Here is a 22,228-nt window from a genome sequence, read left to right as displayed (position 1 = left end):
GGGTTTGTCAGGCACCACAACTGCAAGATCAACGCGGAAGGAGGGTGCGGGGTCAGGAGCGCAGGGCCGGGAGGAGCGTTGACTCGGACCAGTCCAGGAAGTCGTGCTGGAAGTCGCCGCCGATCTGGACCAGCGCGATGTGGGTGCATCCCGCGTCGACGTAGGAGCGGATCGCTTGCAGGTGCCGGTCGAGGTCCGGGCCGCAGGAGATCGCCGACGCCACGTCGTCCTCGGTGACGAAGGACGACGCGGCGTCGAAGGCTCGCGGGTCCGGCAGCTCCGCCATGACCGGCCACTGGAGGCCGAACCAGCGGAACTGGTCGAGCGCGCGCTTGCGGCACTCCGACTCGTCCGGGCCGTAGCACATCGCGACCTGGCCGTAGAACGGCTTGTCCGGGATGCGCAGCGACCGGTCCGGCTGGACGGCCACGACGCCGTCGGACAGGGACGCGGCCACCTCGAGCGAGTCGTGACCCGACACCGCCATGACCACCGGAACCCCCTCCTCAGGCCGGTCCCAGAGCTTCGCCTCGGGCACCTCGTAGTACGTGCCGGAGTGGCGGACCGTCTCGCCGTCGAGCAGCGGGTTGATGATCTCCAGCGCTTCGGCGAGCATCTCGTGCCGCTGGGTGCGGTGCGGCCAGGCGCCCGCGACGTGCTCGTTGAGGTTCTCCCCCGCGCCGACACCGAGCGTGAACCGGCCCTGCGACATGACCCCGATCGTCGCGGCCTGCTGCGCGACGACGGCCGGGTGGTACCGCCGCGTGGGGCAGGTGACCATCGTCATCAGTTCGAGATGCTGCGTCGCGTAGGCGGCGGCGCCGAGCACCGACCAGGCGAACGGTGAGTGCCCCTGCTCGGCCAGCCACGGAGAGAAGTGATCGGAGATCGCCGCGAAGTCGTAACCGGCCTCCTCCGCACGGACGGCGTCGTCGACGAGTTCGGTGGGCCCGCTCTGTTCGCACATGAGTGTGTAGCCGAAGTTCACCATGCCCTGCGGATACCCCGTGCGGCGCCGGTTACGCCGAGTAAGGCGTCCTTGGAGAAGGCCCAGCACATAGGGGAGAATCAATCGATGTCCCCCTATTGGACGGTGATTCGGCACCCGGTCTTCGGACGGGTGCTGCCCGGCCTGGCGCTCTCCGCGCTCGGCGACGGCATGAGCGCGGTCGCCGTCGGGTGGCTCGCGTTGCAGCTCGCACCGCCGCACGCACGCGCCCTGTGGGTGGGCCTCGCGATCGCCGCCTACACGCTGCCCGGCGCCGTCGGCGCGGTCGTCCTCGCGCCGCTGCTGCACGGACGGCGCGGCGCCGACCTGGTCGCGCTCGACGGGCTGCTGCGGGCCGCGTTCCTCGGCGCGGTCCCCGTCCTCGCCGCGTTCGGGATGCTGTCGATCGGCGGATACGTGGCCCTGCTGGCGCTGTCGGCGCTGCTCAGCACGTGGGGCACAGCGGGGAGGTACACGGTCGTGGCGCAGGTGCTGCCGAGTGAGCTGCACCTGCCGGCGACCGCGCTGCTCACCGCGATCAAAGAGGCGTCCACCGTGGCCGGGCCGGCGTTGGCCGGCCTGCTGGTCATGCTCGCCCACGCGCCGGCGGTCCTGGCCTTCGACGCGATCACGTTCGCCGTGCTGGCGGTGGCGTTCCTGCGGATGCCAGCGGCGCGTCCGGCGAGCGTGCCGATCGACCGCGGGGGCTTCGCCGTGATCCGGGGCGACCGGCAACTGCTCGGCCTGCTGGTGCTGTCCTTCTGGTTCTTCCTGCTCTTCGGGCCGATCCCGGTGGCGGTACCACTGCTGGCCGGATCGGCGCAGGAGGTCGGCCTGCTGTACACATCGTTCGGTGTCGGCGCGGTCGTCGGGGCGGTCGTGACCGGGCACCGGCGCCGGCTGCCGCTGTGGCCGACCACGATCGGCGCGGTGATCTGCTTCGGGCTGCTGCTCACGCCGCTGGGGCTGGGGCTGCCGCCGTGGGCGGACATGCTGACACTCGCCCTCGCCGGCCTCGCCTGGGCGCCGTACCCCACGACGAGCATGTCGCTGTTCCAGCGCACGGTGCCGCCCGAGCGGCTGCCGCCGGTGCTCGCCGCGCGCGGTGCGGTGCTGGTGGTCTCCACCCCGCTGGGCACGCTGCTCGGCGCGCCGCTCGTGCAGGCCGTCGGGGCTTCGGCGACCGTCGTCGTGTGCGGCCTGGCGACGGCGGCGGTCGGCGGGGTGGCGCTGGTCGTGCGCCTGCGCAGCCGGGTGCTCCCCCGCCTTCAGGCGACGTCGTCGAACATGTTGCGATAGGAGCGACATCTGAGGTCGATGATCAGGTTCTGGAAACCTCCTTTCGGCTACGGCCTCGCAACAACCAGGCGCCGACTCCGAGCAGTACCAGACCGGCGGCGTAGAGGACGGCGTTGATGGTGCCGCTGACGGCGTCGAACGCGACGTCGTTCGCGGGGTCGCTGTTGTCGGCGACGACCCACGTCCACACGCCGCCGCAGCAGAGCACCACCACGGCCAGGACGAAGGCGACCGTGGCCCCGACGACCCGGCCGGTGGTGGGCTTGTCCTGGCCCGACGACGCGCCGGCCGGCGAGGCCGCCTGCGGAATCGCCGACGGATCGCGGGCTGGCAGCCACACCGTGACCGGCGCCAGGGCCGCGTCGATCTGCCGGAGGGCGTCCGGCGGCACGGATTGCAGCGTCGGCTCGATGCGGACGGTGATGCTGTCGTGACCGATGAGCTGGCGGCCGCCGTCCGGGAACGCGAGGCAGATCGCGCACTCCTTGAACACCACGGTCGCCGACCGCTCCCCGTGTCGCAGGCTGACCCCTTCGGGGCCGACGACGAGATCGCCGAACCTGCGGCCGTCCACGGCCCGCTCCGACGTGGTCGGCGCGGCGACGTATCCGGCCCAGTCGGCGCTGTGCCCGTCCGGCACCTGGAGCAGGCCGGTGCCGTACACCTCCAGGAACGCGGCGTGCACGTCCGCGAGGGTCACCGCGCGCAGCTCGGTCCGGATCTCCTCGGCGCTGAGCACCGGCTGGCCGGTGAGCAGGTTGAGCGCGTGGCCGGGCAGCATGCCGACCGCGACGGTCACGCCGTCGAGCGCGTCCTCCCCCTTGGCCCGTACGGCGTCGAGATCCGCCTGCTCGATGCGGCCGACCTTGAGCCTGGCCAGCACGTCGATGAAGCCGCCGAGCACGGCGTCCGGCTTGCCCGGCGCGACATCGGCGAACGCCGTCACCGTGGCGAACCCGTCGCCACGCGAGTCGTAGAAGGCGCTGGCCGTGTACGAGTTGCCGTCCTCCTGGCGTAGGCTGCGGAACAGCTCGCGCTCCACGATCCCGGCCAGCACACCGCCGGTCACGCTGCGGCGCATGATGCCGTCGAAGACGACCGCCCCCTCGTCGCCCAGGAAGTACGCGGGCGTGGCCGGCAGCGCTGAGGACGGTGCGGGCACCGGCCGGCGCACGCCGTTGCGCAACGGCAGCCGCAGCCCTTCGGGAAGCCGGTTGCCGGCCACCCACAGCACGGCGTTCTGCCGGGTGAACCAGGTCTCGGCCCACCGGCGCACGTCGTCGGGCGTGAGCCGGGGCAGGCCCAGCTCGCCGTAGCTGACCAGGCCGTAGTCGCGTGCGCCGTAGCGCCACAGGGGTAGCATCTCGTTGACGCCGGAACTGCGGCCGTTCGCCTCCGCCCGCAAGATCGACCGTTCGGTCTCCAGCCGGTCGAGCGGCGGGTCATGCAGTGCCGCACAGACGCCGTCGAGGAAGGCGACGATGTCGTCCTCGCCGCCCTGCGTCGTGAAGCTGGTGGCGATCGCGCCGGTGGAACCGTTGTAGTGGTAGTCGGTGAGCCCACGGCCGTGCAGGACCAGGTGTTCGAGCAGGTGGGTGATGCCGCGGGATGACAGCGTCTCGTCGACCTGGCCGACCCGGAACGTCAGCCCCGCGATCATCGGGCCGTCGTGCGGGACGAGCAGCGCCGGGACGCCGTCGACCTCCAGTTGCCGCAGGGTCACGCCCGTACCGCCTTCAACGTCTTGGACCGCATGGCCGAGAACACGACCTTTTCGTCGCCGAAGTAGCCCCAGAAGCCGGTGCCGTGGTCGCCGACGAACTGAAAGTGGTCGGCGGCCGCCCGGAAGTCGCCCATCTTGCTGAACACCAGCGCGAACAGGTTGTGCGCGGTGATCGCGTGATAGCCGCCGCGGCGAAACGCCGGGTGCCGGACCGACCGATCGGCCGCCTCGTGCAGCTCCGCGCGCACGTCGGCCTGCCGCAGGTGAGCGACGAGCTTCCGGTCGTCGTCCCAGTCCATGCCGATTTCGATGTGCGCCTCGACGAGCGCCAGCGACGCGAGCGACCCCTCCGGGCCGCCGCGCATGCACTCCACGCCGAACCGGTGTGCCTGCTCGTCCGACCCGCCCCACTTCTGACAGAACTGCTGCACGAGCGAGCCCTGTGCGGCGTAGACGTGTGGCACGTGACGGCTGAGCCGGTCGTAGCGGCGGCGCGCCTCTGCCAGGCCCAACTGGAGGCCCCGGTTGGTCTTCAGCCTGGCGACCCAGGCCGGCACGTTCGCCGGCTCGAGCGCGGTGACGTCGATCAGGATCCGCTCGGCCCGGCGCAGGTGGTCGTGGAAGGCGGCGAACTGCTCACGGCTGACGTGCTGGGCCCGGGCCGCGGTGCGGATCTCCCAGCCGGCCACGATGAGCCGCGCGGCGAGCAGGGTCCGCGCCAGCGTGCCGCCGCCGGATTCGACGACCGACCACAAAAAATGCTCGCTTCCGGCGATTTCGGCGATGAGCGTGGTGGCGTAGGTCTGGTCGTCGGGATCAGTCAGGCCATCGAAGAACGCCGCCACTGCCGGCCAGTTCCGCTCCTGGACCGCCTGCCACAACTGCCGCAGTTCCGGGAAGGGCGCAGCGGGGTCGAAGTCGATCACGACGCGAGAGCATAGGCGAAACGGCATCGGCTCGGTGTCCCCGTTTTCGGTAGCTGACCTGTGGCACGTGAGGTGTACGGCACCTGGTGGGGCAGAATGCCTTCTCGTGACGACCTCCATTCACCAGCGGATCGCAGAAGAGCTCGGCGTCAAGGAGCGGCAGGTGGCCGCGGCGGTCGACCTGCTCGACGGCGGCGCGACGGTGCCCTTCATCGCGCGGTACCGCAAAGAGGCGACCGAAATGCTCGACGACGCCCAGCTCCGCACGCTGGAGGAGCGGCTGCGGTACCTGCGGGAGATGGAAGAGCGCCGGGCCGCGATCCTCGAGTCGATCCGTGGCCAGGGCAAGCTCGACGAGGCGCTCGAGGCACAGATCATGGCGGCCGACTCGAAGGCCCGGCTGGAGGACATCTACCTGCCGTACAAGCCCAAGCGGCGCACCAAGGCGCAGATCGCCCGGGAGGCGGGGCTGGAGCCGCTCGCCGACGGGCTGCTCGCCGACCCGGGCGCCGACCCGCAGGCCGCCGCGGCCGTGTTCGTCGATCCGGACAAGGGAGTGGCCGACGCCGCCGCCGCGCTCGACGGCGCCCGGGCGATCCTGGTCGAGCGCTTCGCCGAGGACGCGGACCTGATCGGCGAACTGCGGGAGAAGATGTGGGCGCAGGGCCGCCTGGTGTCGAAGGTCCGTAACGGCAAGGAGGCCGACGGCGCCAAGTTCTCCGACTACTTCGACTTCAGTGAACCGTTCACCAAGCTGCCCTCGCACCGGATCCTCGCGATGTTCCGCGGGGAGAAGGAGGAGATGCTCGACCTGGTGCTCGACCCACTGGCCGCCGACGAGGACGTCTCGCTCTTCGAGCCGACGATCGCCGCCCGCTACGGCATCCGCGACGAGGGGCGCCCCGCCGACAAGTGGCTGAACGACACCGTCCGCTGGGCCTGGCGCACCCGCATCCTGGTCCACCTGGGCATCGACCTGCGGATGCGGCTCTGGCAGGCGGCCGAGGAGGAGGCGGTACGGGTGTTCGCCGCCAACCTGCGTGACCTGCTGCTGGCCGCGCCGGCCGGCACCCGCGCCACGATGGGGCTGGACCCGGGCTTCCGCACCGGGGTCAAGGTCGCGGTCGTCGACGCCACCGGCAAGGTCGTCGACACGCACACGATCTATCCGCACGTGCCGCAGAACAAGTGGAACGAGTCGGTCGCGATCCTCGCCGCCCTGTGCCAGAAGCACGACGTCGAGCTGATCGCCATCGGCAACGGCACCGCCTCCCGCGAGACCGACAAGCTCGCCGGCGACCTGCTCAAGCAGTTCCCGCAGCTCAAGGTGACCAAGGTGATGGTGTCGGAGGCCGGCGCGTCGGTGTACTCCGCCTCCGCCTACGCCTCGCAGGAACTGCCGGGCCTCGACGTGTCGCTGCGGGGCGCGGTGTCGATCGCCCGCCGCCTCCAGGACCCGCTCGCCGAGCTGGTCAAGATCGACCCGAAGTCCATCGGTGTCGGGCAGTACCAGCACGACCTGTCGGAGTCGAAGCTCAGCCGCTCGCTCGACGCCGTCGTCGAGGACTGTGTCAACGGCGTCGGCGTCGACGTCAACACCGCCTCCGCGCCGCTGTTGACCCGGGTGTCGGGCATCGGCGGCAGCCTCGCCGACGCGATCGTGGCGCACCGCGACGCGCACGGCCCGTTCCGCAACCGCAAGGCACTCAAGGACGTGGCGCGGCTCGGCCCGAAAGCGTTCGAGCAGTGCGCGGGCTTCCTGCGCATCCCCGACGGCGACGACCCGCTCGACGCGTCCTCGGTCCACCCCGAGTCCTATCCGGTCGTCCGCCGCATCCTGGCCGCGACCGACAGCGACGTGAAGTCGCTGATCGGCAACAACCGGGTGCTGGCCAAGCTGAAGCCGGCCGACTTCGTCGACGACACGTTCGGCCTGCCGACGGTGACCGACATCCTCAAGGAGCTGGAGAAGCCGGGCCGCGACCCGCGCCCGGCGTTCAAGACCGCGGCCTTCGCCGACGGCGTCGAGAAGATCTCCGACCTCCAGCCGGGCATGCTCCTGGAGGGCGTGGTGACCAACGTGGCCGCCTTTGGCGCGTTCGTCGACGTCGGCGTCCACCAGGACGGCCTGGTCCACGTCTCGGCGCTGTCCCGCACGTTCGTCAAGGACCCGCGCGAGGTCGTGAAGCCGGGTGACATCGTGCGGGTGAAGGTCCTCGACGTCGACATCCCGCGCAAGCGCATCTCGCTGACCCTGCGCCTGGAGGACGAGGCGACCCCGGCCCAGCGCGAGCCCGGCCCCCGCGGCAAGGGCGGCTCGCCCCGCGCCCAGAGCAGCTCGCGGGGCGGCGGCCGGGGCGGCCGCCCGCAGCGGGACTCGTTCCAGGGCGGCGCACTGGCCGACGCGCTACGCCGGGCCGGCCTGGACAAGGGCCTGGACGGCCTGAAGTAACCCCCTCCCCCTCCCCCTCCCCCTCTTTCTCCGCGTTGATCATGCAGTTGTGGTGCCGCGACACTCCCAGGATGTCCGGGTTTGTCAGGCACCACAACTGCATGATCAACGCGGCTTGAGGCGCCAGATCCGGACCCGCATCGTCTCGGTGTCCTCCAGGGTGCGGCGCACCGGCACGGTGTAGGCGGCCAACTCCTCGAACAGGCGCTCCGGGAAGTAGCCGCGGCCGGGATCGCCGACCAGCACCGTCCCGCTGTGGGCGCGCAGCAGCGGCAGCAGGCGGCGGGCCACCTCGCCGCTGTAGAACACGTCGCCGGCCAGCAGCACGTCGGCCGGCACGGGGGTCGGCGACGTCACGACCGTCACGCCGTTCAGCGCGGCGTTGCGCCACACCGCCGCCAGGGCGGCCGGATCGGTGTCCACGGCGGTCACCGACGCCGCACCGGCCCGCGCCGCCGCGATCGCCACGAGCCCCGAGCCGGCGCCCAGGTCGGCGACCGAGCGGCCGGCGACGTGCGCCGGATGGTCGAGCAGGAACCGCGCCAGCGCCACCCCGCCCGGCCAGGCGAAGGTCCAGAACGGCGGCGGGGTGTCGCTGCGGTACCCACCGGTCGCGTCGAACAGGCCCACATCCTCGGCCGCAAGCTCCAGGGTGAGCTCCGGCAGCAACGGCACGGTCACGTGACCTCCGCTCCGGCCACGCGACCTCCGCACTGAACCCACCATGTCCGGCCCCTCCGCTCCGCTCCCGACCGGCCACGCGACCTCCGCCGCGCTCCGGCCGCGCGACCTTCACGCGGAGCCCACGACGACGACCCGGCTGGGACCGATCGACACCGAGCACCTGCGTCAAGCCCACGGAATGGTGCAAGATGGGCACCTGACGGACAAAGTGGCGGTCGCCGGTTTCTGAGCTCGGGCCAGTAGGGTGGTTGCCGAACTTTCCGAAGCCCCCTGGGAAGGACCGCCCCGTGGACTGGCCTCCGTTGCTCCAGTTCAGCGTGCCCTTGACGCTGGTCGTGTGGGTCGTGTTCGCGGTTGTCGCCCTGTGGCGCTCCCGTTCCCGGCTGCCCGAGCCGGGCGCGACCCGCGCCGAGCCGCCGGGCGACGAGCCGCCGGCGGTGGTCAGCCTGATGGTGAACCGCTGGCGCGCCGACGAGGACGCCATCGACAGCACGCTGCTCGACCTGGCCGCCCGGGGGTTCCTCGAGCTGCGCCAGCCGGGTGAGGACCCCGCCGAGACGGCCGTGCGGCTGCGCAAGGGGGACGGGCGCAGCCTCACGCTGTATGAGCAGCAGATCCTCGACCGTGTGCACCGGCTGTCCACCAACGGCGAGGCGTCGTTGCGCAGCCTGGCGTTCGGTAGCTGGTCGGAGGCTCGCCGGTGGCGCGGTGCCTTCTACCGCACCGTCATCGAGGAGGCCCGCAACCGCGGCCTGTCCGTGCGCCGGCTGTCGCGGAAGACCTCGCGCTCCTTGCTGCTGGGTGCCGTCGTGCCGGCCGTGCTCATGTGGGTCACCTGGTTCTGGGTGGCCGCGGAGCTCGGCGCCAACCTGGCCGACCAGATCAGCGGCGCCACGCTCGCCGCCATCGGGGTCTTCATCCTGCTGTACCTCGTGGTCGACTTCGGCTGGAGCGACCAGACGACACCGGCGGGGCTGGCCGCGACGGAGGGCTGGCTGGCCTATCGCGCACACCTGGTGGCGGTCGACGGTGTGGCCGACCTGGCGCCGGCCGACGTCGCGTCGTGGGGTCGCGACATGGCGTTCGCGTCGGCGCTCGGTGTGCTGTCGACGGACGAAGCGCTGGTCCGTCTCACGCCGCAGGCCCGCCTCCGGGGCCGTCAGGCCTGACCGCGCAGCAGCAGGGTGAGAAATTCCGCGTTCGACTGGGTCTTGGCCAGCCGGTCGAGGAGTTGCTCGGTCGACGCCTGACCGTTGAGGGCCTTCCGCAGGCGCTGTACTGCCAGCAGCTCGTCCGGGTGGAGGATGACGTCGTCACGGCGGGTGCTGGAGCCGTCGATGTCGATGGCGGGGAAGACCCGCTTGTCGGCGAGCTTGCGGTCGAGCTTGAGCTCGGCGTTGCCGGTGCCCTTGAACTCCTCGAAGATCACGGTGTCACCGGTCGAGCCGGTCTCCACGAGCGCGGAGGCGATGATCGTCAGCGAGCCGCCGTTCTCGATGTTGCGTGCCGCGCCGAGCAGGCGCTTGGGCGGGTAGAGCGCGTTGGCGTCGATACCGCCGGTCAGGATGCGGCCGGAGGCGGGCGCCGAGTTGTTGTACGCCCGGCCGAGCCGGGTGATCGAGTCGAGCAGCAGGACCACGTCGTGGCCCAACTCCACAAGGCGCTTGGCCCGCTCGACGGCGAGCTCCGCGACGCCGGTGTGCTCGTTGGCCGGCCGGTCGAAGGTCGAGGCGATGACCTCACCCTGCACCGACCGCTGCATCTCGGTGACCTCCTCGGGTCGCTCGTCGACGAGCAGCACCATGAGGTGGCATTCCGGGTTGTTGGTGGCGATGGCGTTGGCGACCGCCTGGAGCACCATGGTCTTGCCCGCCTTCGGCGGCGACACGATGAGTGCCCGCTGGCCCTTGCCGATCGGCATGACCAGGTCGATGAGGCGGGTGGTGAGCTGCCGCGGCCCGGTTTCCAGGCGCAGGCGCTCCTGCGGGAACAGCGCGGTCAGCTTGCTGAACTCCGGCCGGTTGCGGGCCCACTCCGGGTCACCGCCGTGGACGGTGTCGAGCCTGGTGAGCGTGGCGCCGTTGGCACTGCCGGTGACGGCGTCGCCGTGCCGCAGCCCATACTTGCGGACCATGGCGGCCGGGATCGAGACGTCGTCTGGCCCGGGAAGGTAGCTCTCGACCCGGAGCACCAACTTGTCGCGGACGACGTCGACGATGCCGGCGACGTCACGCGCCTCGCCCGAGGTGGGCGGCTGAGGCTGGTTGCCCGGGCGGCTGCGGTCGCGGCTGCGTTGTGCCGACCGCGTCCGGCGGGTCTTGCCGGGTGGGGTTTGTTTGGGGGTATTGCGTTCCAACACGTCGGTTGGGGCCATGGGCGTCCTCCTAAGGGACTGTGCGGCCGGAAGAAACTGTGGATCGGATCCGCGTGTGACCGGGCGGACAGTGGGCGCTGCATGTGCGGTGGCCGCTGGCTTCGTGCGAGAGCGTGACACGCGGTGACGAAGGCCGTCCCCGGGCGGCGAGATTGCCGACATCCGCGGGACTGGCTCGACGGTAACCCGTGCCGAGGTCGGGGGCAAGTCCTACCACCTCCGTGTCGCGCGCGGCGCGGCGGTCGGGCGCTACCGTCCGGCAACCGTCCGGAGTCCCGGGCCGCACCGCGCCACCGGTTTTCTTGTGGGTGTCAAGGAGCACACCAACCGGGGGGTTGACATGGGCACCACGTTCGACGTAATCCGGGCCGAGGCGCTGTTCGCCTCCCCGCTCCAGGGCTCGCAGGAGCCTTCGCCGTTGGAGGTGCGCGCCGCGGTGACCGCGACGCTGCGCCGTTTCGGTGTGAACGGCTGTGCCGCCCGGGTCGCCGGCGAGTTCGGTGAGCACCCGGAGACGGCCGCCAACCGCATGGCCTGGGCGCTCGGCATGGTGCGCTCCGCCTACCAGGATCTCGCCTCCCGTGAGTTCGCATACGCCGGCTGAGTGTTTCCCGTTCGGCCGCTGCGGTAACAGATCAGGTGTGGACCTTCGCCTGACCGTCGACCTGCCGCGTGACCTCGATCGTATGAGCACGCTCCGGCATGTGCTGGATGGTGCCCTCGCGGGTCTCGGCGTCGCCGAACAGCCCAGAGCGGACATCGGCCTGATCATCAGCGAGACGTGGGCCAACGTGATCGCTCACGTACGCGTCGGCGTCGCGTTTCAGGTGCGGGCCACAGTGAATGAAACACAGTGTGTGATTGAGGTCACGAACCCCGGCGACCAAGCCTCCGATGTAGTCAACGCCTTGACCTCCTCCGGGCATTCCCTCCGGATCGTCAAAACGTTGGCGGACTCGGTGGACGTCGACCACGACGACCTGCTCGTAAAGGTGACGAAGAAGCTATGAAGAGCGCGAATCGGCACCGCGGCGCCCGAACCGCCGCGACATCCCGGCGTGGGGAGCGGCCATGACCGCCTTCGCCGCACTCGCCACGCCCGCCGCGGACGGCACGCTCACCGTGACCGCCACCGGCGAGTTGGACGTGACCAGCGCCCCCGAGCTGATCAAGGTCCTGCGCGACGCCATCCGCCGGTACGCACCCCCACGGGTGGATCTCGACTTGTCCGGGGTCCCCTTCATGGATTCGACGGGCATCCAGGTGCTCGTCGCCGCGAACTCCGACGTCGAGGGAGGACTGCGCATCACCGGGACCAGCCCTGCGGTACACCGGCTCCTCCAACTGACCGGATTGCTGGAGGTGTTCGGGCTGCCCGACCGGCAACTGGCAGTCGAGCAGTGATCACTTCGGCGCCCGGATCCGGCGCCACCGTGCCCCAAGCAGGGAGTTGCAAGCAGGAGGTACACGATGGAGTCAACGTTTGCAGCGGTTCGCGCCGAAGCGCTCTTCGCCTCCACGTTGCAGATGTCCCAGAACCCGGCTGACGCGGACGTCCGCGCGGCTGTCACCTGTACGCTCCGCATGATCGGCGTGCAGGGCTGCACGGCCCGCATGGCCACCGAGTTCGGCGATCATCCGGAGACGGCGACCACCCGTATGGGCTGGGCGCTGCGCATGATCCGTCATGCGTACGCCGAGTCGTGCACCCCGGAGGTTTTCGTCGAATCGCGGGCTGCCCTCACCTGAGCCTGCCCGAACACTGCAAAGCCCCCGCGCGAGACGCCTCGTGCGGGGGCTTGCTACTCCTTCGGCCGTGAAGCGGGTCTCGGCCTACGACTCAGGGGTGTGTCAGACCGCGCGGATATTGTCGGCCTGCGGCCCCTTCTGGCCCTGCGTGATCTCGAACTCGACCTTCTGACCCTCGGTCAGCTCACGGTAGCCGGTGGCCTGGATCGCCGAGTAGTGCGCGAACACGTCGGGGCCGCCGTTGTCCTGAGAGATGAAGCCGTAGCCCTTCTCCGAGTTGAACCACTTCACCGTGCCTGATGCCACGTGTAACTCCTTAGCGACGACGCCCCGACCCGCACCTCACGAGTCAATGTTGAAACAGGCGCACGCCACGGTGGAGACGGTAGCCTGCGCACTGCGAAAACGCAGCCCCGGTATCGGGATACGGACCTGATCGACTACCAAACTGAAATGCATAAGCAAGCCTTGTGAACACTCAGCGTATTGCCGTACTGAACAGTCAGTGATATAACGACCGGCTTCAAACCCAATGGGAGCGCTCGCCTCGCGTTCTGGCGAGATGTCTAGTACGCTCGGCTCCGTTCACCTCGTCCGAACGGCCTAAATCAGCGGCCCACGGACCTGGGGTCCCGTCCAGCAGCGGCGGATCGCCCCGGTGAGCCTCGCAGGTCTTGCGCCGGCGCTCAAGAAACGGGCGCCGAGAGCGATTCCCGACCGGCGCCAGCCCAGTGGGCCCTCCAGCGGCTCCCGAGAGCTGGCCGGTGACGTCTTCCCATCCCCGCGCAGCGGACGTCTGCGCCGTCACCGCGTCCGGTCACCCGCACCAGAAGGGGTCTGTTCCTGTGACCATCTCCGTCGACCACGCCATCGACCGCGCTCTCGCCTCCGCCGCGCCCACCGGCGCCGCCGAGAACGGCACGGCCTCGAACCCCACGCGCGCCACCGACGCGCAGGCCAAGGCGCTGCTGTCCTTGATGGCCGACCTTCCCGGCGGGCCCGACCGCGACCGCGTCCGGGCCCGGCTGATCGAGCTGTACATCCCGCTGGCCGAATACCTCGCCCGGCGCTTCCGCAACCGCGGCGAACAGTTCGACGACCTCGTCCAGGTCGCCAACCTCGGCCTGATCAAGTCCGTCGACGGCTACGACCCGACGCGCGGCGCCGCGTTCACCAGCTACGCGATCCCGATGATCGTCGGCGAGCTCAAACGACACTTCCGCGACAAGGGCTGGGACGTCCGCGTCCCCCGCCGCCTCCAGGAACTGCGCCTGGAGATCAGCAAGGTCTCCGGCGACCTCGCCCAGGACCTCGGCCGCTCCCCGACCGTCACCGACCTCGCCACCCGCCTGAACGTGAGCGAAGAGGAGATCATCGAGGGCCTGGACTGCGGCCAGGCGTACCGGGCGCTGTCGCTCGACGCGCCGGTCGGCGACGCCGGTGACGCCGGCGCGGCCGGCCTCGGCGACCTGCTCGGCGGCGAGGACCCCGACATGCGCAACGTCGAGAACCGCGAGGCGCTGCGGCCGCTGCTGGCCAAGCTCCCCGAGCGCGAGCAGAAGATCATCGCGATGCGCTTCCACGGCAACCTGACCCAGTCCCAGATCGCGGCCGAGCTCGGCATCTCACAGATGCACGTCTCCCGCCTCCTGGCCGGCGCCCTGCGCACCCTGCGCTCGGAGCTGACCGCCGTGACCGACTGACCCCTTTGGTGTCCGTCGCGTGCGAGCCGAGTCGGCCTTGGTCGCCTCGGCTCGCACGCGACGCTAGCTGGCGCTGACGAGGGACGGGTTGTTCGAGACGAACGCGGGGACGTTTTTCGCTCGCACGGCGGCCAGCAGGTCGAGCGTCATCTCGTCCAGCGCCTCGGCGCCCGGGTTTTCCGTCGACTGGTGGAAGCCGCCGTTGTTGGTCTTCAGCGTGAGCATCCGGTCGCCGTCGATGTTGCGCATCGCGAAGATCCAGTCATCGAGGCCGATGCTGCCCGTGTCGATCGTCACGGCCCGGCCGACGACGTCCAGCACGTTGTTGAGCATGCTCGGATTGCCGAGCACCTCCTTGCTGGCGATCTTCTTCAGCAGCGCCTTGATGAACTGCTGCTGGTGACGCTGCCGGTCGTAGTCACTGTTGGGCAGCGTCTCCCGCTGGCGAACGTAGTCGAGCGCCTCCCAGGCCGCCAGGTGCTGGTAGCCGACCTCGTAGACCTTCGGGGTCACGCCCCTGATCGGGATCAGGTCGGTGCCCCCGCGGCCGTTGTCCCGCTGGTCGAACGGCACCTTGTGGTTTCCATGCGCGTCGGTGCCGTTGTGGACCGAGACGGTGCGCTGGTCGACGTACATGTCGACGCCGCCGACGACGTTCACCACTTCCTGGAACCCGACGAAGTCGACGATGGCGGCCGCGTCGAAGGTGATGCCCCAGTTCTGCTTGATGGTCTCGGCCAGCAGCGTCGTGCCGTGCTTGCGCTGATCCTTGCCGGTCAGCCCGAGGCCGCCCTCGGCGAAAGCTCCGTTGATCTTGTCCTTGCCACCGTTGAACGCGTGCTTCCCGTTGTTGTACTTCGGGACCGAGACCCACGTGTCACGGGGAATCGAGATCAGGAACGCCATGTCGTGCGATGCCGGAATGTGCAGAATGAGAATCGAGTCCGACCGGATGGCGTCGTTCGGGTTCTGGTTCGGGCGCGGGTCGATGCCGATGAGCAGGAGATTCTTGGCGCCGCTGACGCTCGCGTGCTTGCCTTGCCCGGCAGGCAGCAGGTCTTCTTTCTTGACACTGCGTGTCGCGTAGCCGAACACGACGTCCTTCAGCACGAACGTGGTGCCGGCGCTGATCATGAGCAGCGCGCCGACCGCGACAAGAATGCGAGCCCACAGAGGGTCCCGCCGGCCACGGCCTTTCCGCTGCGCCACGCCGCCCTTCGCCAACGCCTCCACTCCTCAGTAGTCTTTCGGCAGTCACCTTCAGTCATGAAGGTCGGCCCCCGGAAGTCTTCTGCACGGTACCTGGACGACGCGATATCGTCACGTCCCGGTGGAGCACCACGATGCCGAGTGCCCCGGTCGATACGGAGAGTACTTGTGGTGACGGTGATCCCGAAGGAGACCAGCGAAGGCGCGGCGACTGGGCGATCAGTGCCGAAGATCGCGGCAGGGCTCGCACTGGCCTGGCTCCTGCCGTTGGCGACCCACCCGATCGAGCTCGACGTGCTGCTACCGCTCGTGGTGCTGGCCGGGACGGCGGCGATCCAGCGGGGCAGCGTCGGCCTGCTCGACCGGCTGGTGCTGGCGTGTGCGCAGCTCTTCGGCGCGGCCTGCCTCTTCGGCCTGGCCATCACGCTGTGGCCCGGTCACCTGCACCCGACGCTGATCGCCGGTGTGTCGCTGACCGTCCTGGTGCTGGTCGCCGCCGCGACCGGCCGCCTGAACAGGACCCCGCGGAGGGCCGGGCCGAAGCACGGGCTCCGCGTCGACTGGCTCCTCGCGCTGGCCGCCGCCGGGGTGTCGCTGATCTCCCTGGTGCCGTATGTGGTCAGGGACCTCGGCGGACGCCTGGGACTACCCCTGGCCGGCGAGGACATCGCACGCCACTACCTGATGTACGACGTGATCGGCCGCACCGGCGGCTATCTGTTCATGCGTCCGGATGCGCTGCTTCCGTTCGTACCGGACGGAGAATGGCGAGGCATAGCCAACTACCCGCAGGGGCTGCACTTCGCCTACGCGGTGCTGGACCGCTTCGTGCGCTCGTCGGGCGGCAGCGGCGCGCCCGGCACCGCCGCCGACGTCTTCGTCTGGCTGCTCATCGGCACGTTTCTGCTGCTCGCGCTGGCGGTGCTCTGGGCGGCGCGGCGCATCGCCGGCCCCGGCGCGAGCCCGGCCCGCACACTGCCGGTGCTACTGCTCGTCGCCGCCTGGCTGGTCCTGGGCGACCCGGTGACGGTACTGGCCCGCGGCTACCCGAACGAGCTGGCCGGCCTCGCCTGCGCGGCGGTCCTGACCGCGATCGTCGCCCGCCCGCTCACGCGGCTCGGCGAGCAGACCGTCACGGTGGCGCTGCTGCTGGTGGGAGTGTCGTTCAGCTACCCGCTCTTCCTGCCCTACGCCGGTGTGGCCGCGCTCTGGTGGATGCGGCGCGCCCGGCTGTGGCGCCGCTGGTGGGGCTGGGTCGCGGCGGTGCTCACGGCGGTGGTGGCCGCGATCGGCCCGCTGACCGCCATGGCCGCCTCCAGCGGTGAGCAGCTCCTCCTCAACGGTACGGCCAGAGTCGTCGACCGCCCCGCCACCGCGGTCCTGGTGGGACTGGCGGTGCTCACGCTCACCGTCCGCAACGGCCTGCGCGCGCCGAGCCGCCGGACCGCGCTGTTCGCCGTCGGTGTCGCGTCCGCCTGCGCGGCCGGCATCGGCCTGTATCAGATCGCCACCATCGGCCGGCCGGTCTACTACTTCGACAAGCTGCTCCACCTGCTGATCGTGGTCGCCCTGTGCGCTCTCGGCGGCCTGGCCCGCGTGCCGGTGCGGGCGCAGGCGGTGATCGCGCTCCCCGTCGCGCTCGCCATGGCGGTCGCCGGCGGCAAATGGCACACGACACCGGTGGCGCCGGGTGTGCAGCTCGCACTGGGCAAGGACCGCGGCTCACCGGAGGCGGCCCGCGACGCGCTATTGATGGCCCGCATGTTCCCGGACGGGGGCAACGCGGTGAACGTCGATCTCATGGGGAGCCCGTGGCGTAACTGGTCGGCGACACTCGGTGCCGCGGCGCTGCAGGGTCAGTACCGGCACTTCCCCGGCTGGCGGGACCTGCTGTACCCGGCCGGCAAGGGCGGCACGTACGCCGACATGGAGCGGTTGGTGGTCAACAGTCCGGTGACTGTGCGGTTCTTCGTCCACGACCGGCGGGCGAGCATGCTCGTTGTCGACGTAGAGCACCCGAACCGCCCCAACGTGCGACCCGGGCAGCCGTTGCCGGTGGCGTTCGGTGATCCACTCGCGCCGTCGAACATCGAGGCCGCGCGCCTGCTAGCTGCGAAATATCCGACGAAAGTGCAGGTCGTGTACGCTACGCCAGCAAACCCATAAGTACTCGGTGTCACGTCACCGGCTCTAGAGCACTGAAACCGAGACGGATTGGTCATCGTGCAAAGACCCGAACCTTCCCCGCTCCGGTCGACGCCTTCGGCGCGTGACCCACAGGTCAGCGTCGTCATTCCCACCCGCAACCGGCCCGAGCTGGTGGTGCGCGCGGTGCGCAGTGCACTGGCCCAGAGCCTGAGGGACATCGAGGTCATCGTCGTCATCGACGGTCCTGACCCGGCCACGGCAGAGGCGCTCCGCGCGGTCGGTGACGAGCGGGTCCGCTCGATCGAGCTGGAGGTGTCCGGCGGCGCGCCGGCGGCCCGCAACCATGGGGTCGCCGCCGCCCACGCCGATTGGGTCGCGTTCCTCGACGACGACGACGAATGGCTGCCGGAGAAGCTCGCCACCCAGCTCGCCCGTGCGAAGGCGTCCGGGATACCGCTGCCGATCGTCGGCAGCCGCCTCTTCATGCGGACCCCGCGGGCCGAGCTGATCATGCCGCGCCGCATCCCGGCACCGGGCGAGCCGATCAGTGAGTATCTCGCCGTGCGGCACGGGTTCTTCCACGGCGACGGGTTCATCCAGACCTCGACGATCATGGCGCCGACCGCCCTGCTGCGGAAGGTGCCCTTCGCCGACGGCCTGCGGCGCCTCCAGGAGCTCGACTGGACCCTGCGGAGCCTCCAGGAGGAGGGCGTGGACCTGATTTACGCCGAAGAGCCGCTGGTGATCTGGTACGCCGACGAGAACCGCCCGCGGATCAGCTTCGACGCGCCGTGGAAGCAGTCGCTGGAATGGCTGCACCAGACTCGTCCCCGGGTGACACCCCGCGCATACGCGGCGCTCGCGATGAGCGTCGTCGGCGCGATGGCGGCGGCCAGCCGCAGCCCGCGGGTCTTCTTCGACCTGTTGCGCGAGGCCCGCAAGCACGGCAAGCCCGGCTTCACCGACTATGTGACGTTCCTACAGGTGTGGCTCGTGCCGGCCGGGCCCCGGCGGGTCGTCCGGGACTTCTTCCTGAGCCGCCAGCGGAACAAGACGCAGGCCCAGGCGCAATGATCCGATCCCGCCACCTGCCGCTGCTGCTGATCGCGGCCGTGCTCGTCGCGTTCGGGGCCGCCGGCCTGGAGTACAGCCGCACCGACTCCTTCGGCCAGTCCGCGGCCGCGTTCGCCGCGGCGCTGATCGCCCTGGCGGTCGCGGGACTGGCGCTGAGCCTGCCGGGCCTGTCGCTGCGCGGCGGCGTGATCGGCGGACTGTTCGTCCTCGCCGGCATGCTCACCTGGACCTCGACCGACCGTCCGATCGTCATCTGGGCGGTGCTCGCCGTCGAGGTGGTCGTCTTCGCCGTGTGGGGCTGGCCCTGGCTGGCCAACAGCCGCTCGCTGCCCCGCCTCGGCGCCGCCTGGCTGGGCCTGACCTACTGGTTCTTCGGCGTTCTCGGCGCCCTGCTGGTGGTCCACTTGAAGGTGGCCGGGCAGCGGGTGGCCTACGCCGCGGTCTTCACGCTGGCGGTGCTGGCCGTCGTCGCCGTCGCCTCCCGGCAGCGCAAGGACCTGAGCATCGGCATGGCGGCCGCGATCCTGCTGGGCATCGCGGCCCTGCTGCTGGTCGGCTCGGGCAGCCTCTTCGACGTGCGGCACGCCGTCCCGGACAGCCCGTCGGCGAAGGTCATGTGGAACCGCTTCTGGGGCGGCCCCGGGCTGTTCTACCACCCGAACTCCTTGGCCGGCCTCGTGGTCGCCGCCGGCATCCGGATCGGCTTCGACCGGGCGATCGCCGCCTGGCAGCGCTTCGGCGTGGCCGCGGTCGTCGCGCTGGTGCTGTCGATCAGCGACTCGCGGACCGGCTTCGTCTTCGCCACGGCCGCCGCCGTGGTCTTCGCCGCGGTCACGCTCTGGCGCCGGCACACCGACATCGACGCTCGCGGCCGCACCGCGTGGATCGCGATGGCCACCCCGTTCGTCGTGCTGGCGATCGTGTTCACGGTCGGTGGCGGCAGCCAGTTCATCTTCCGCGACCGGTTCAACGACGGTGGCGGCGACGTCACCAGCGGCCGCACCGACACGTGGCGGCAGGTCTGGGTGGACTGGCGCGCCGCCGGCTGGGCCGAGAAGGCGTTCGGCGACGCCCGCACCTCCCGCGCCGTGGTCAAGCGCCTCGACGACGGCGCCCCGCCGGAGGGCCCGCGCCGCCAGCTCAACACCGACAACGCGGCGGTCGGCGCGTTCCGCCGGGGCGGCGTTCTCGGCGCCGCGGCGTTCGGCGTGGGCCTGGCACTGTTGCTGTGGCACGCGGCCCGCCGCCGCCCGGACGGCACGATGCCGGCGGCATGGTTCACGGTCGGCGCCGCCGCGATAGTCCCGACGATCGCGACGGAGGACTGGCTGATCGGCGGCACCAACGGCGCGATCTGGCTGCTGCTGCTGGCCGGCGAGGCCCGCGCGGTGCTGCGGTCCGAGCCCCCGGCCGTGACCGAGACCCCGGCCCCCGTCGAGCCCGCCGTCTCCTGACCTTCGACACCCCTCCCTCGCTGTCGCGCATCGATCTTGCAGTTGTGGTGCCTGCCGAACCGGGCATTCGGGGAGTGTCTCGGCACCACTACTGCAAGATCGACAAGGGTGGGGGCGCCGGACCGGGGTGTCACGGGGAGGGGCGCAGGGCGTAGACGACCTCGCCCTGGCGCTTCGGGAACCAGGTCGGCGGGATGTAGATCTCGCACGGCTTCGGCGGGGACACGCACAGCACGGCGTCGACGTCGTCCAGCGCGGCCGCCGGCAGGTCCGGTTGCAGCGACTGCAAAGACACGATCGTCCGGCCGGAAAGCAGGACCCACCACGGATATTCCCACGTGTTGTAGCCCTGTAGCAGGCCCACCCGCCGGGCGCCCGCCGCCTTCACCGCGTCAGCCGCCCAAACATAGTCCGCCTGCCACTCCGGGCGGCGGATGAACCGCTGGTCCAGCTCGCTCGACGTGAAGACCGAGCCGTGGCCGACCAGGCGGCGCGGCCAACCGTAGGCGACCGCAAAGCCGCCGGCCAGGGTGCCGGCCGCGAGGACGGCCGCCGTCAACCAGCTCACCGCCCGCCGACGGTCGGCGGACCAGCGCAGGACGCCGTTCACCCACAGCGCGGCCAAGGGGGTGCCCAGCAGGAGCAGGAACATGATCAACCGGTTGCCCCAGGGCTGCCATTTCACCATGACGACGTAGGCGAGGACGGCGAGCCAGAAGAGGGCGGCGTAGAGCCGTACCACTGCCGGAGAACGGCGCATGAGCAGCGCCAGCGCGCCGATCAGCACGAGCGCCCCCTGCACCGGGAAGGACACCCGGTCCTCGTCGGGCGGCCAGGACGTGTACGGATAGGTCGAGTTCCAGTACGTGATGTCCCGCGCCGACGGGTCGACCCCGAGTAACGAGGCGAGGCTCTTGACGGCGCCCGACCCGACCGGCCCGAGCGGCGTCTGGAGCGCGGTCTCGGTGATGCGCAGCGCGTTGATCAGCACTGATGCCGGGTCGTGGCGCTGCATCGAGATCGACTCGCGCAGGTGGTCGGGGCCGAGCGGGTGGTCGTAGGCGGTCTGGACGCGTGCGAGGTACGGCCCGGCGAGCGCCGCCATGCAGAAGACGATGACCAGGGTGCCGAGCAGCGGTCGCCCGACGGCGCGCCACCGGCCCAGCCGGAGCTGGGCGAAGAACCAGACGACCAGCAGAGGGCCGACCGCGAGCAGGCCGGTCGCCTTGGTCAGTAGAGTCAGTCCGGCGGCCGTGCCGAGCATCAGCATCGAGAGCCAGGAGGTCGGCCGGCGCAGCTCGTCGAGAACGAGCGTGGCGACGCTGCCGACCCAGAGGGCGACGACGAGGTCGGTCTGCGTGCTGGTGGCCTCGAGCAGGACCATCGGTGTGGTGCCGAAGACGAGGGCCGCCAGGAGCTGCGCGCGCCGGTCGCCGCCGAGCTGAGCGGTGATCCGGGAGGCGATCAGCGCGCCGCCCACCGCCGCGGCGAACTGGACCAGGTTGTAGAGCCCGTCCCCGCCGGTGAGCAGCCGCAGGTGCAGCAGGAGGTACTCGGCGCCGGGCGCCATGGCGAGCTGCCGGTCGATGACCGTCGGGTAGAAGCCGACGTCGCCCCGCGCCACCCAGTGCTCGATCTTCGGCAGGTGGTAGGTCTGCGAGTCGAAGTTGTTCGGCGGCGCGACCAGGGCGACCAGCAGGTCGGCGAGGAAGAGCACGCCGAGGGCGCCCGCCGCCAGCCGCTCGGCGAGCGGGGCCGACTCCCAGTACTTCCGCGCCCACGAGGCCCACGAGGACCACGACCGCGGGATCGGCGGGACGGCGCGGCGACGATGCAGGAGCAGCGCGCCGCCGGACGCGACGAGCAGCCAGGCCAGCACGATCCAGAGGCGGTGCAGCGCGCCGAGCGCCGACAGAAGCTCGGCCAGCAGCACCGCCACCCCGCCGATCACGATGCCGGCGCGGATCAACGCGGAGCGGGCCGGTGCGACGATCACCGCGCCAAGCTACCCGACCGGGCTGAGTGCCGACGGGTTCGCCATACCAGCACGAGGATGACCAGAAGGGCGATCGAACCGCCGATCGTGACCACCAACCGCCAATAACCCTCGCTGACCAGGTCGGCGGTGGTGTCTCCGGGCCCGGAGACCGCCGCCGCGACGGTCGTGCCGGCGGTGAGCTCCCCCAGGTTGGGGAACATGACCTCGGGGACGTCGAAGGGGCCGGAGAAGCGACCCCGGCACAGGTAGGTGTCGCCGTGGCGGCCGTATGCCTCGAAGGTGCAACCGGTCACGGTCACGGTGCCCCGGACCTGGTCGCGGTCGTGCAGCGCCCCACGCACGGCGACCGTCAGCAGCCCGGCGATGCCCGCGACGAGCAGGACCGTGAGGCCGATGGGAAACCAGTTCCGCACCTGGGCAACGGTAAGGCCCAGGGCGAAAAGCTA

Annotated in this window: 19 protein-coding genes and 1 pseudogene; 11 read left to right on the top strand and 9 right to left on the bottom strand. The window is 70.7% G+C overall.

All coding sequences use genetic code 11. The features are described from left to right. Window positions 1-52 precede the first annotated feature (52 nt). On the bottom strand, window positions 53-991 hold the full coding sequence (locus Drose_RS02240) for a TIGR03557 family F420-dependent LLM class oxidoreductase (RefSeq protein WP_260726512.1): 939 nt from the start codon (window positions 989-991) through the stop codon (window positions 53-55). A gap of 84 nt (window positions 992-1,075) precedes the next feature. On the opposite strand from Drose_RS02240, the gene Drose_RS02235 reads away from it, so the two are divergent. Continuing rightward, a complete protein-coding gene (locus tag Drose_RS02235; protein WP_260726511.1) occupies window positions 1,076-2,287 on the top strand; it encodes an MFS transporter in 1,212 nt (403 codons plus the stop codon). Window positions 2,288-2,309: 22 nt separating this feature from the next. On the opposite strand, the gene Drose_RS02230 is transcribed toward Drose_RS02235, so the two are convergent. After that, window positions 2,310-4,010 carry a M16 family metallopeptidase gene (locus Drose_RS02230; protein WP_260726510.1) on the bottom strand — a complete coding sequence of 567 codons (1,701 nt, stop codon included), beginning with the start codon at window positions 4,008-4,010 and terminating at the stop codon, window positions 2,310-2,312. After that, window positions 4,007-4,936, bottom strand: a complete 930-nt coding sequence (locus tag Drose_RS02225; protein ID WP_260726509.1) for a hypothetical protein — start codon at window positions 4,934-4,936, stop codon at window positions 4,007-4,009. Before Drose_RS02225 ends, Drose_RS02230 begins: the two co-directional genes overlap by 4 nt. Window positions 4,937-5,042: 106 nt before the next feature. Here Drose_RS02225 and Drose_RS02220 point away from each other — a divergent pair, with 106 nt between their 5' ends. Continuing rightward, on the top strand, window positions 5,043-7,388 hold the full coding sequence (locus Drose_RS02220) for a Tex family protein (protein ID WP_260726508.1): 2,346 nt from the start codon (window positions 5,043-5,045) through the stop codon (window positions 7,386-7,388). A 105-nt stretch (window positions 7,389-7,493) separates the two neighbouring features. On the opposite strand, the gene Drose_RS02215 is transcribed toward Drose_RS02220, so the two are convergent. Then, window positions 7,494-8,114, bottom strand: coding sequence for a class I SAM-dependent methyltransferase (locus Drose_RS02215; protein ID WP_390891307.1), 621 nt, complete (start codon window positions 8,112-8,114; stop codon window positions 7,494-7,496). A gap of 245 nt (window positions 8,115-8,359) precedes the next feature. Between Drose_RS02215 and Drose_RS02210 the strand changes: the two genes are divergently transcribed. Further along, window positions 8,360-9,241: a DUF2207 domain-containing protein gene (locus Drose_RS02210; protein ID WP_260726506.1), complete on the top strand. Its 882-nt coding sequence runs from the start codon at window positions 8,360-8,362 to the stop codon at window positions 9,239-9,241. On the opposite strand, the pseudogene rho reads toward Drose_RS02210, so the two are convergent. Further along, a pseudogene (rho, locus tag Drose_RS02205) lies at window positions 9,232-10,395 on the bottom strand (transcription termination factor Rho); the annotation flags it as partial. The gene Drose_RS02210 and the pseudogene rho sit on opposite strands and share 10 nt — an antisense overlap. 391 nt (window positions 10,396-10,786) lie before the next feature. Here rho and Drose_RS02200 point away from each other — a divergent pair. The 4 genes from Drose_RS02200 to Drose_RS02185 all read left to right on the top strand — a co-directional run bounded on the left by Drose_RS02200 (window position 10,787) and on the right by Drose_RS02185 (window position 12,195). Then, a complete protein-coding gene (locus Drose_RS02200) occupies window positions 10,787-11,050 on the top strand; it encodes a hypothetical protein (RefSeq protein ID WP_260726505.1) in 264 nt (87 codons plus the stop codon). A 37-nt stretch (window positions 11,051-11,087) separates the two neighbouring features. Then, complete coding sequence (locus Drose_RS02195; protein WP_260726504.1) at window positions 11,088-11,456, top strand: ATP-binding protein; 369 nt, start codon at window positions 11,088-11,090, stop codon at window positions 11,454-11,456. Window positions 11,457-11,517: 61 nt separating this feature from the next. Next, entirely contained in the window at window positions 11,518-11,850 is a 333-nt protein-coding gene (locus Drose_RS02190) for an STAS domain-containing protein (protein ID WP_260726503.1), read from the top strand. A 66-nt stretch (window positions 11,851-11,916) separates the two neighbouring features. Next, window positions 11,917-12,195 (top strand): hypothetical protein, encoded by a 279-nt coding sequence (locus Drose_RS02185; RefSeq protein ID WP_260726502.1) that lies wholly within the window; start codon window positions 11,917-11,919, stop codon window positions 12,193-12,195. 102 nt (window positions 12,196-12,297) lie between these two features. On the opposite strand, the gene Drose_RS02180 is transcribed toward Drose_RS02185, so the two are convergent. Further along, window positions 12,298-12,501 carry a cold-shock protein gene (locus Drose_RS02180; RefSeq protein ID WP_190251213.1) on the bottom strand — a complete coding sequence of 68 codons (204 nt, stop codon included), beginning with the start codon at window positions 12,499-12,501 and terminating at the stop codon, window positions 12,298-12,300. A 539-nt stretch (window positions 12,502-13,040) separates the two neighbouring features. Between Drose_RS02180 and Drose_RS02175 the strand changes: the two genes are divergently transcribed. Further along, the gene (locus Drose_RS02175; RefSeq protein ID WP_260726501.1) at window positions 13,041-13,898 is read left to right on the top strand and encodes a SigB/SigF/SigG family RNA polymerase sigma factor; all 858 of its coding nucleotides are present in this window, start codon (window positions 13,041-13,043) and stop codon (window positions 13,896-13,898) included. 63 nt (window positions 13,899-13,961) lie between these two features. Here the strand turns inward: Drose_RS02175 and Drose_RS02170 are convergent, their stop codons facing one another. Beyond that, window positions 13,962-15,122: an LCP family protein gene (locus Drose_RS02170; protein WP_260726500.1), complete on the bottom strand. Its 1,161-nt coding sequence runs from the start codon at window positions 15,120-15,122 to the stop codon at window positions 13,962-13,964. A gap of 156 nt (window positions 15,123-15,278) precedes the next feature. Between Drose_RS02170 and Drose_RS02165 the strand changes: the two genes are divergently transcribed. The 3 genes from Drose_RS02165 (at window position 15,279) to Drose_RS02155 (ending at window position 19,783) form a co-directional block, all read left to right on the top strand. After that, entirely contained in the window at window positions 15,279-17,273 is a 1,995-nt protein-coding gene (locus Drose_RS02165; protein WP_260726499.1) for a hypothetical protein, read from the top strand. Between the two features lie 165 nt (window positions 17,274-17,438). Beyond that, window positions 17,439-18,329 carry a glycosyltransferase family 2 protein gene (locus tag Drose_RS02160; RefSeq protein WP_260726498.1) on the top strand — a complete coding sequence of 297 codons (891 nt, stop codon included), beginning with the start codon at window positions 17,439-17,441 and terminating at the stop codon, window positions 18,327-18,329. Beyond that, window positions 18,326-19,783, top strand: a complete 1,458-nt coding sequence (locus Drose_RS02155) for a hypothetical protein (protein ID WP_260726497.1) — start codon at window positions 18,326-18,328, stop codon at window positions 19,781-19,783. The genes Drose_RS02160 and Drose_RS02155 overlap by 4 nt, the downstream gene beginning before the upstream one ends. Before the next feature lie 130 nt (window positions 19,784-19,913). On the opposite strand, the gene Drose_RS02150 is transcribed toward Drose_RS02155, so the two are convergent. Together Drose_RS02150 and Drose_RS02145 are read right to left on the bottom strand one after the other, a co-directional pair. Further along, on the bottom strand, window positions 19,914-21,779 hold the full coding sequence (locus Drose_RS02150; RefSeq protein WP_260726496.1) for a hypothetical protein: 1,866 nt from the start codon (window positions 21,777-21,779) through the stop codon (window positions 19,914-19,916). After that, on the bottom strand, window positions 21,776-22,195 hold the full coding sequence (locus Drose_RS02145; RefSeq protein WP_260726495.1) for a hypothetical protein: 420 nt from the start codon (window positions 22,193-22,195) through the stop codon (window positions 21,776-21,778). Before Drose_RS02145 ends, Drose_RS02150 begins: the two co-directional genes overlap by 4 nt. Window positions 22,196-22,228 lie beyond the last annotated feature (33 nt).

The sequence above is a fragment of the Dactylosporangium roseum genome (assembly GCF_025264685.1).
Lineage (GTDB): Bacteria > Actinomycetota > Actinomycetes > Mycobacteriales > Micromonosporaceae > Dactylosporangium > Dactylosporangium roseum.
The sequence above is the reverse complement of the archived record's forward strand: the minus strand, read 5'-3'. Positions and strand labels throughout refer to the sequence as shown.

Excerpts from the sequence above, each read along its gene's own strand:
- Drose_RS02240 (WP_260726512.1), bottom strand. The coding sequence starts at position 991 with ATGGTGAACTTCGGCTACACACTCATGTGCGAACAGAGCGGGCCCACC.
- Drose_RS02235 (WP_260726511.1), top strand. The coding sequence starts at position 1,076 with ATGTCCCCCTATTGGACGGTGATTCGGCACCCGGTCTTCGGACGGGTG.
- Drose_RS02215 (WP_390891307.1), bottom strand. The coding sequence starts at position 8,114 with ATGGTGGGTTCAGTGCGGAGGTCGCGTGGCCGGAGCGGAGGTCACGTG.
- Drose_RS02200 (WP_260726505.1), top strand. The coding sequence starts at position 10,787 with ATGGGCACCACGTTCGACGTAATCCGGGCCGAGGCGCTGTTCGCCTCC.
- Drose_RS02190 (WP_260726503.1), top strand. The coding sequence starts at position 11,518 with ATGACCGCCTTCGCCGCACTCGCCACGCCCGCCGCGGACGGCACGCTC.
- Drose_RS02185 (WP_260726502.1), top strand. The coding sequence starts at position 11,917 with ATGGAGTCAACGTTTGCAGCGGTTCGCGCCGAAGCGCTCTTCGCCTCC.
- Drose_RS02155 (WP_260726497.1), top strand. The coding sequence starts at position 18,326 with ATGATCCGATCCCGCCACCTGCCGCTGCTGCTGATCGCGGCCGTGCTC.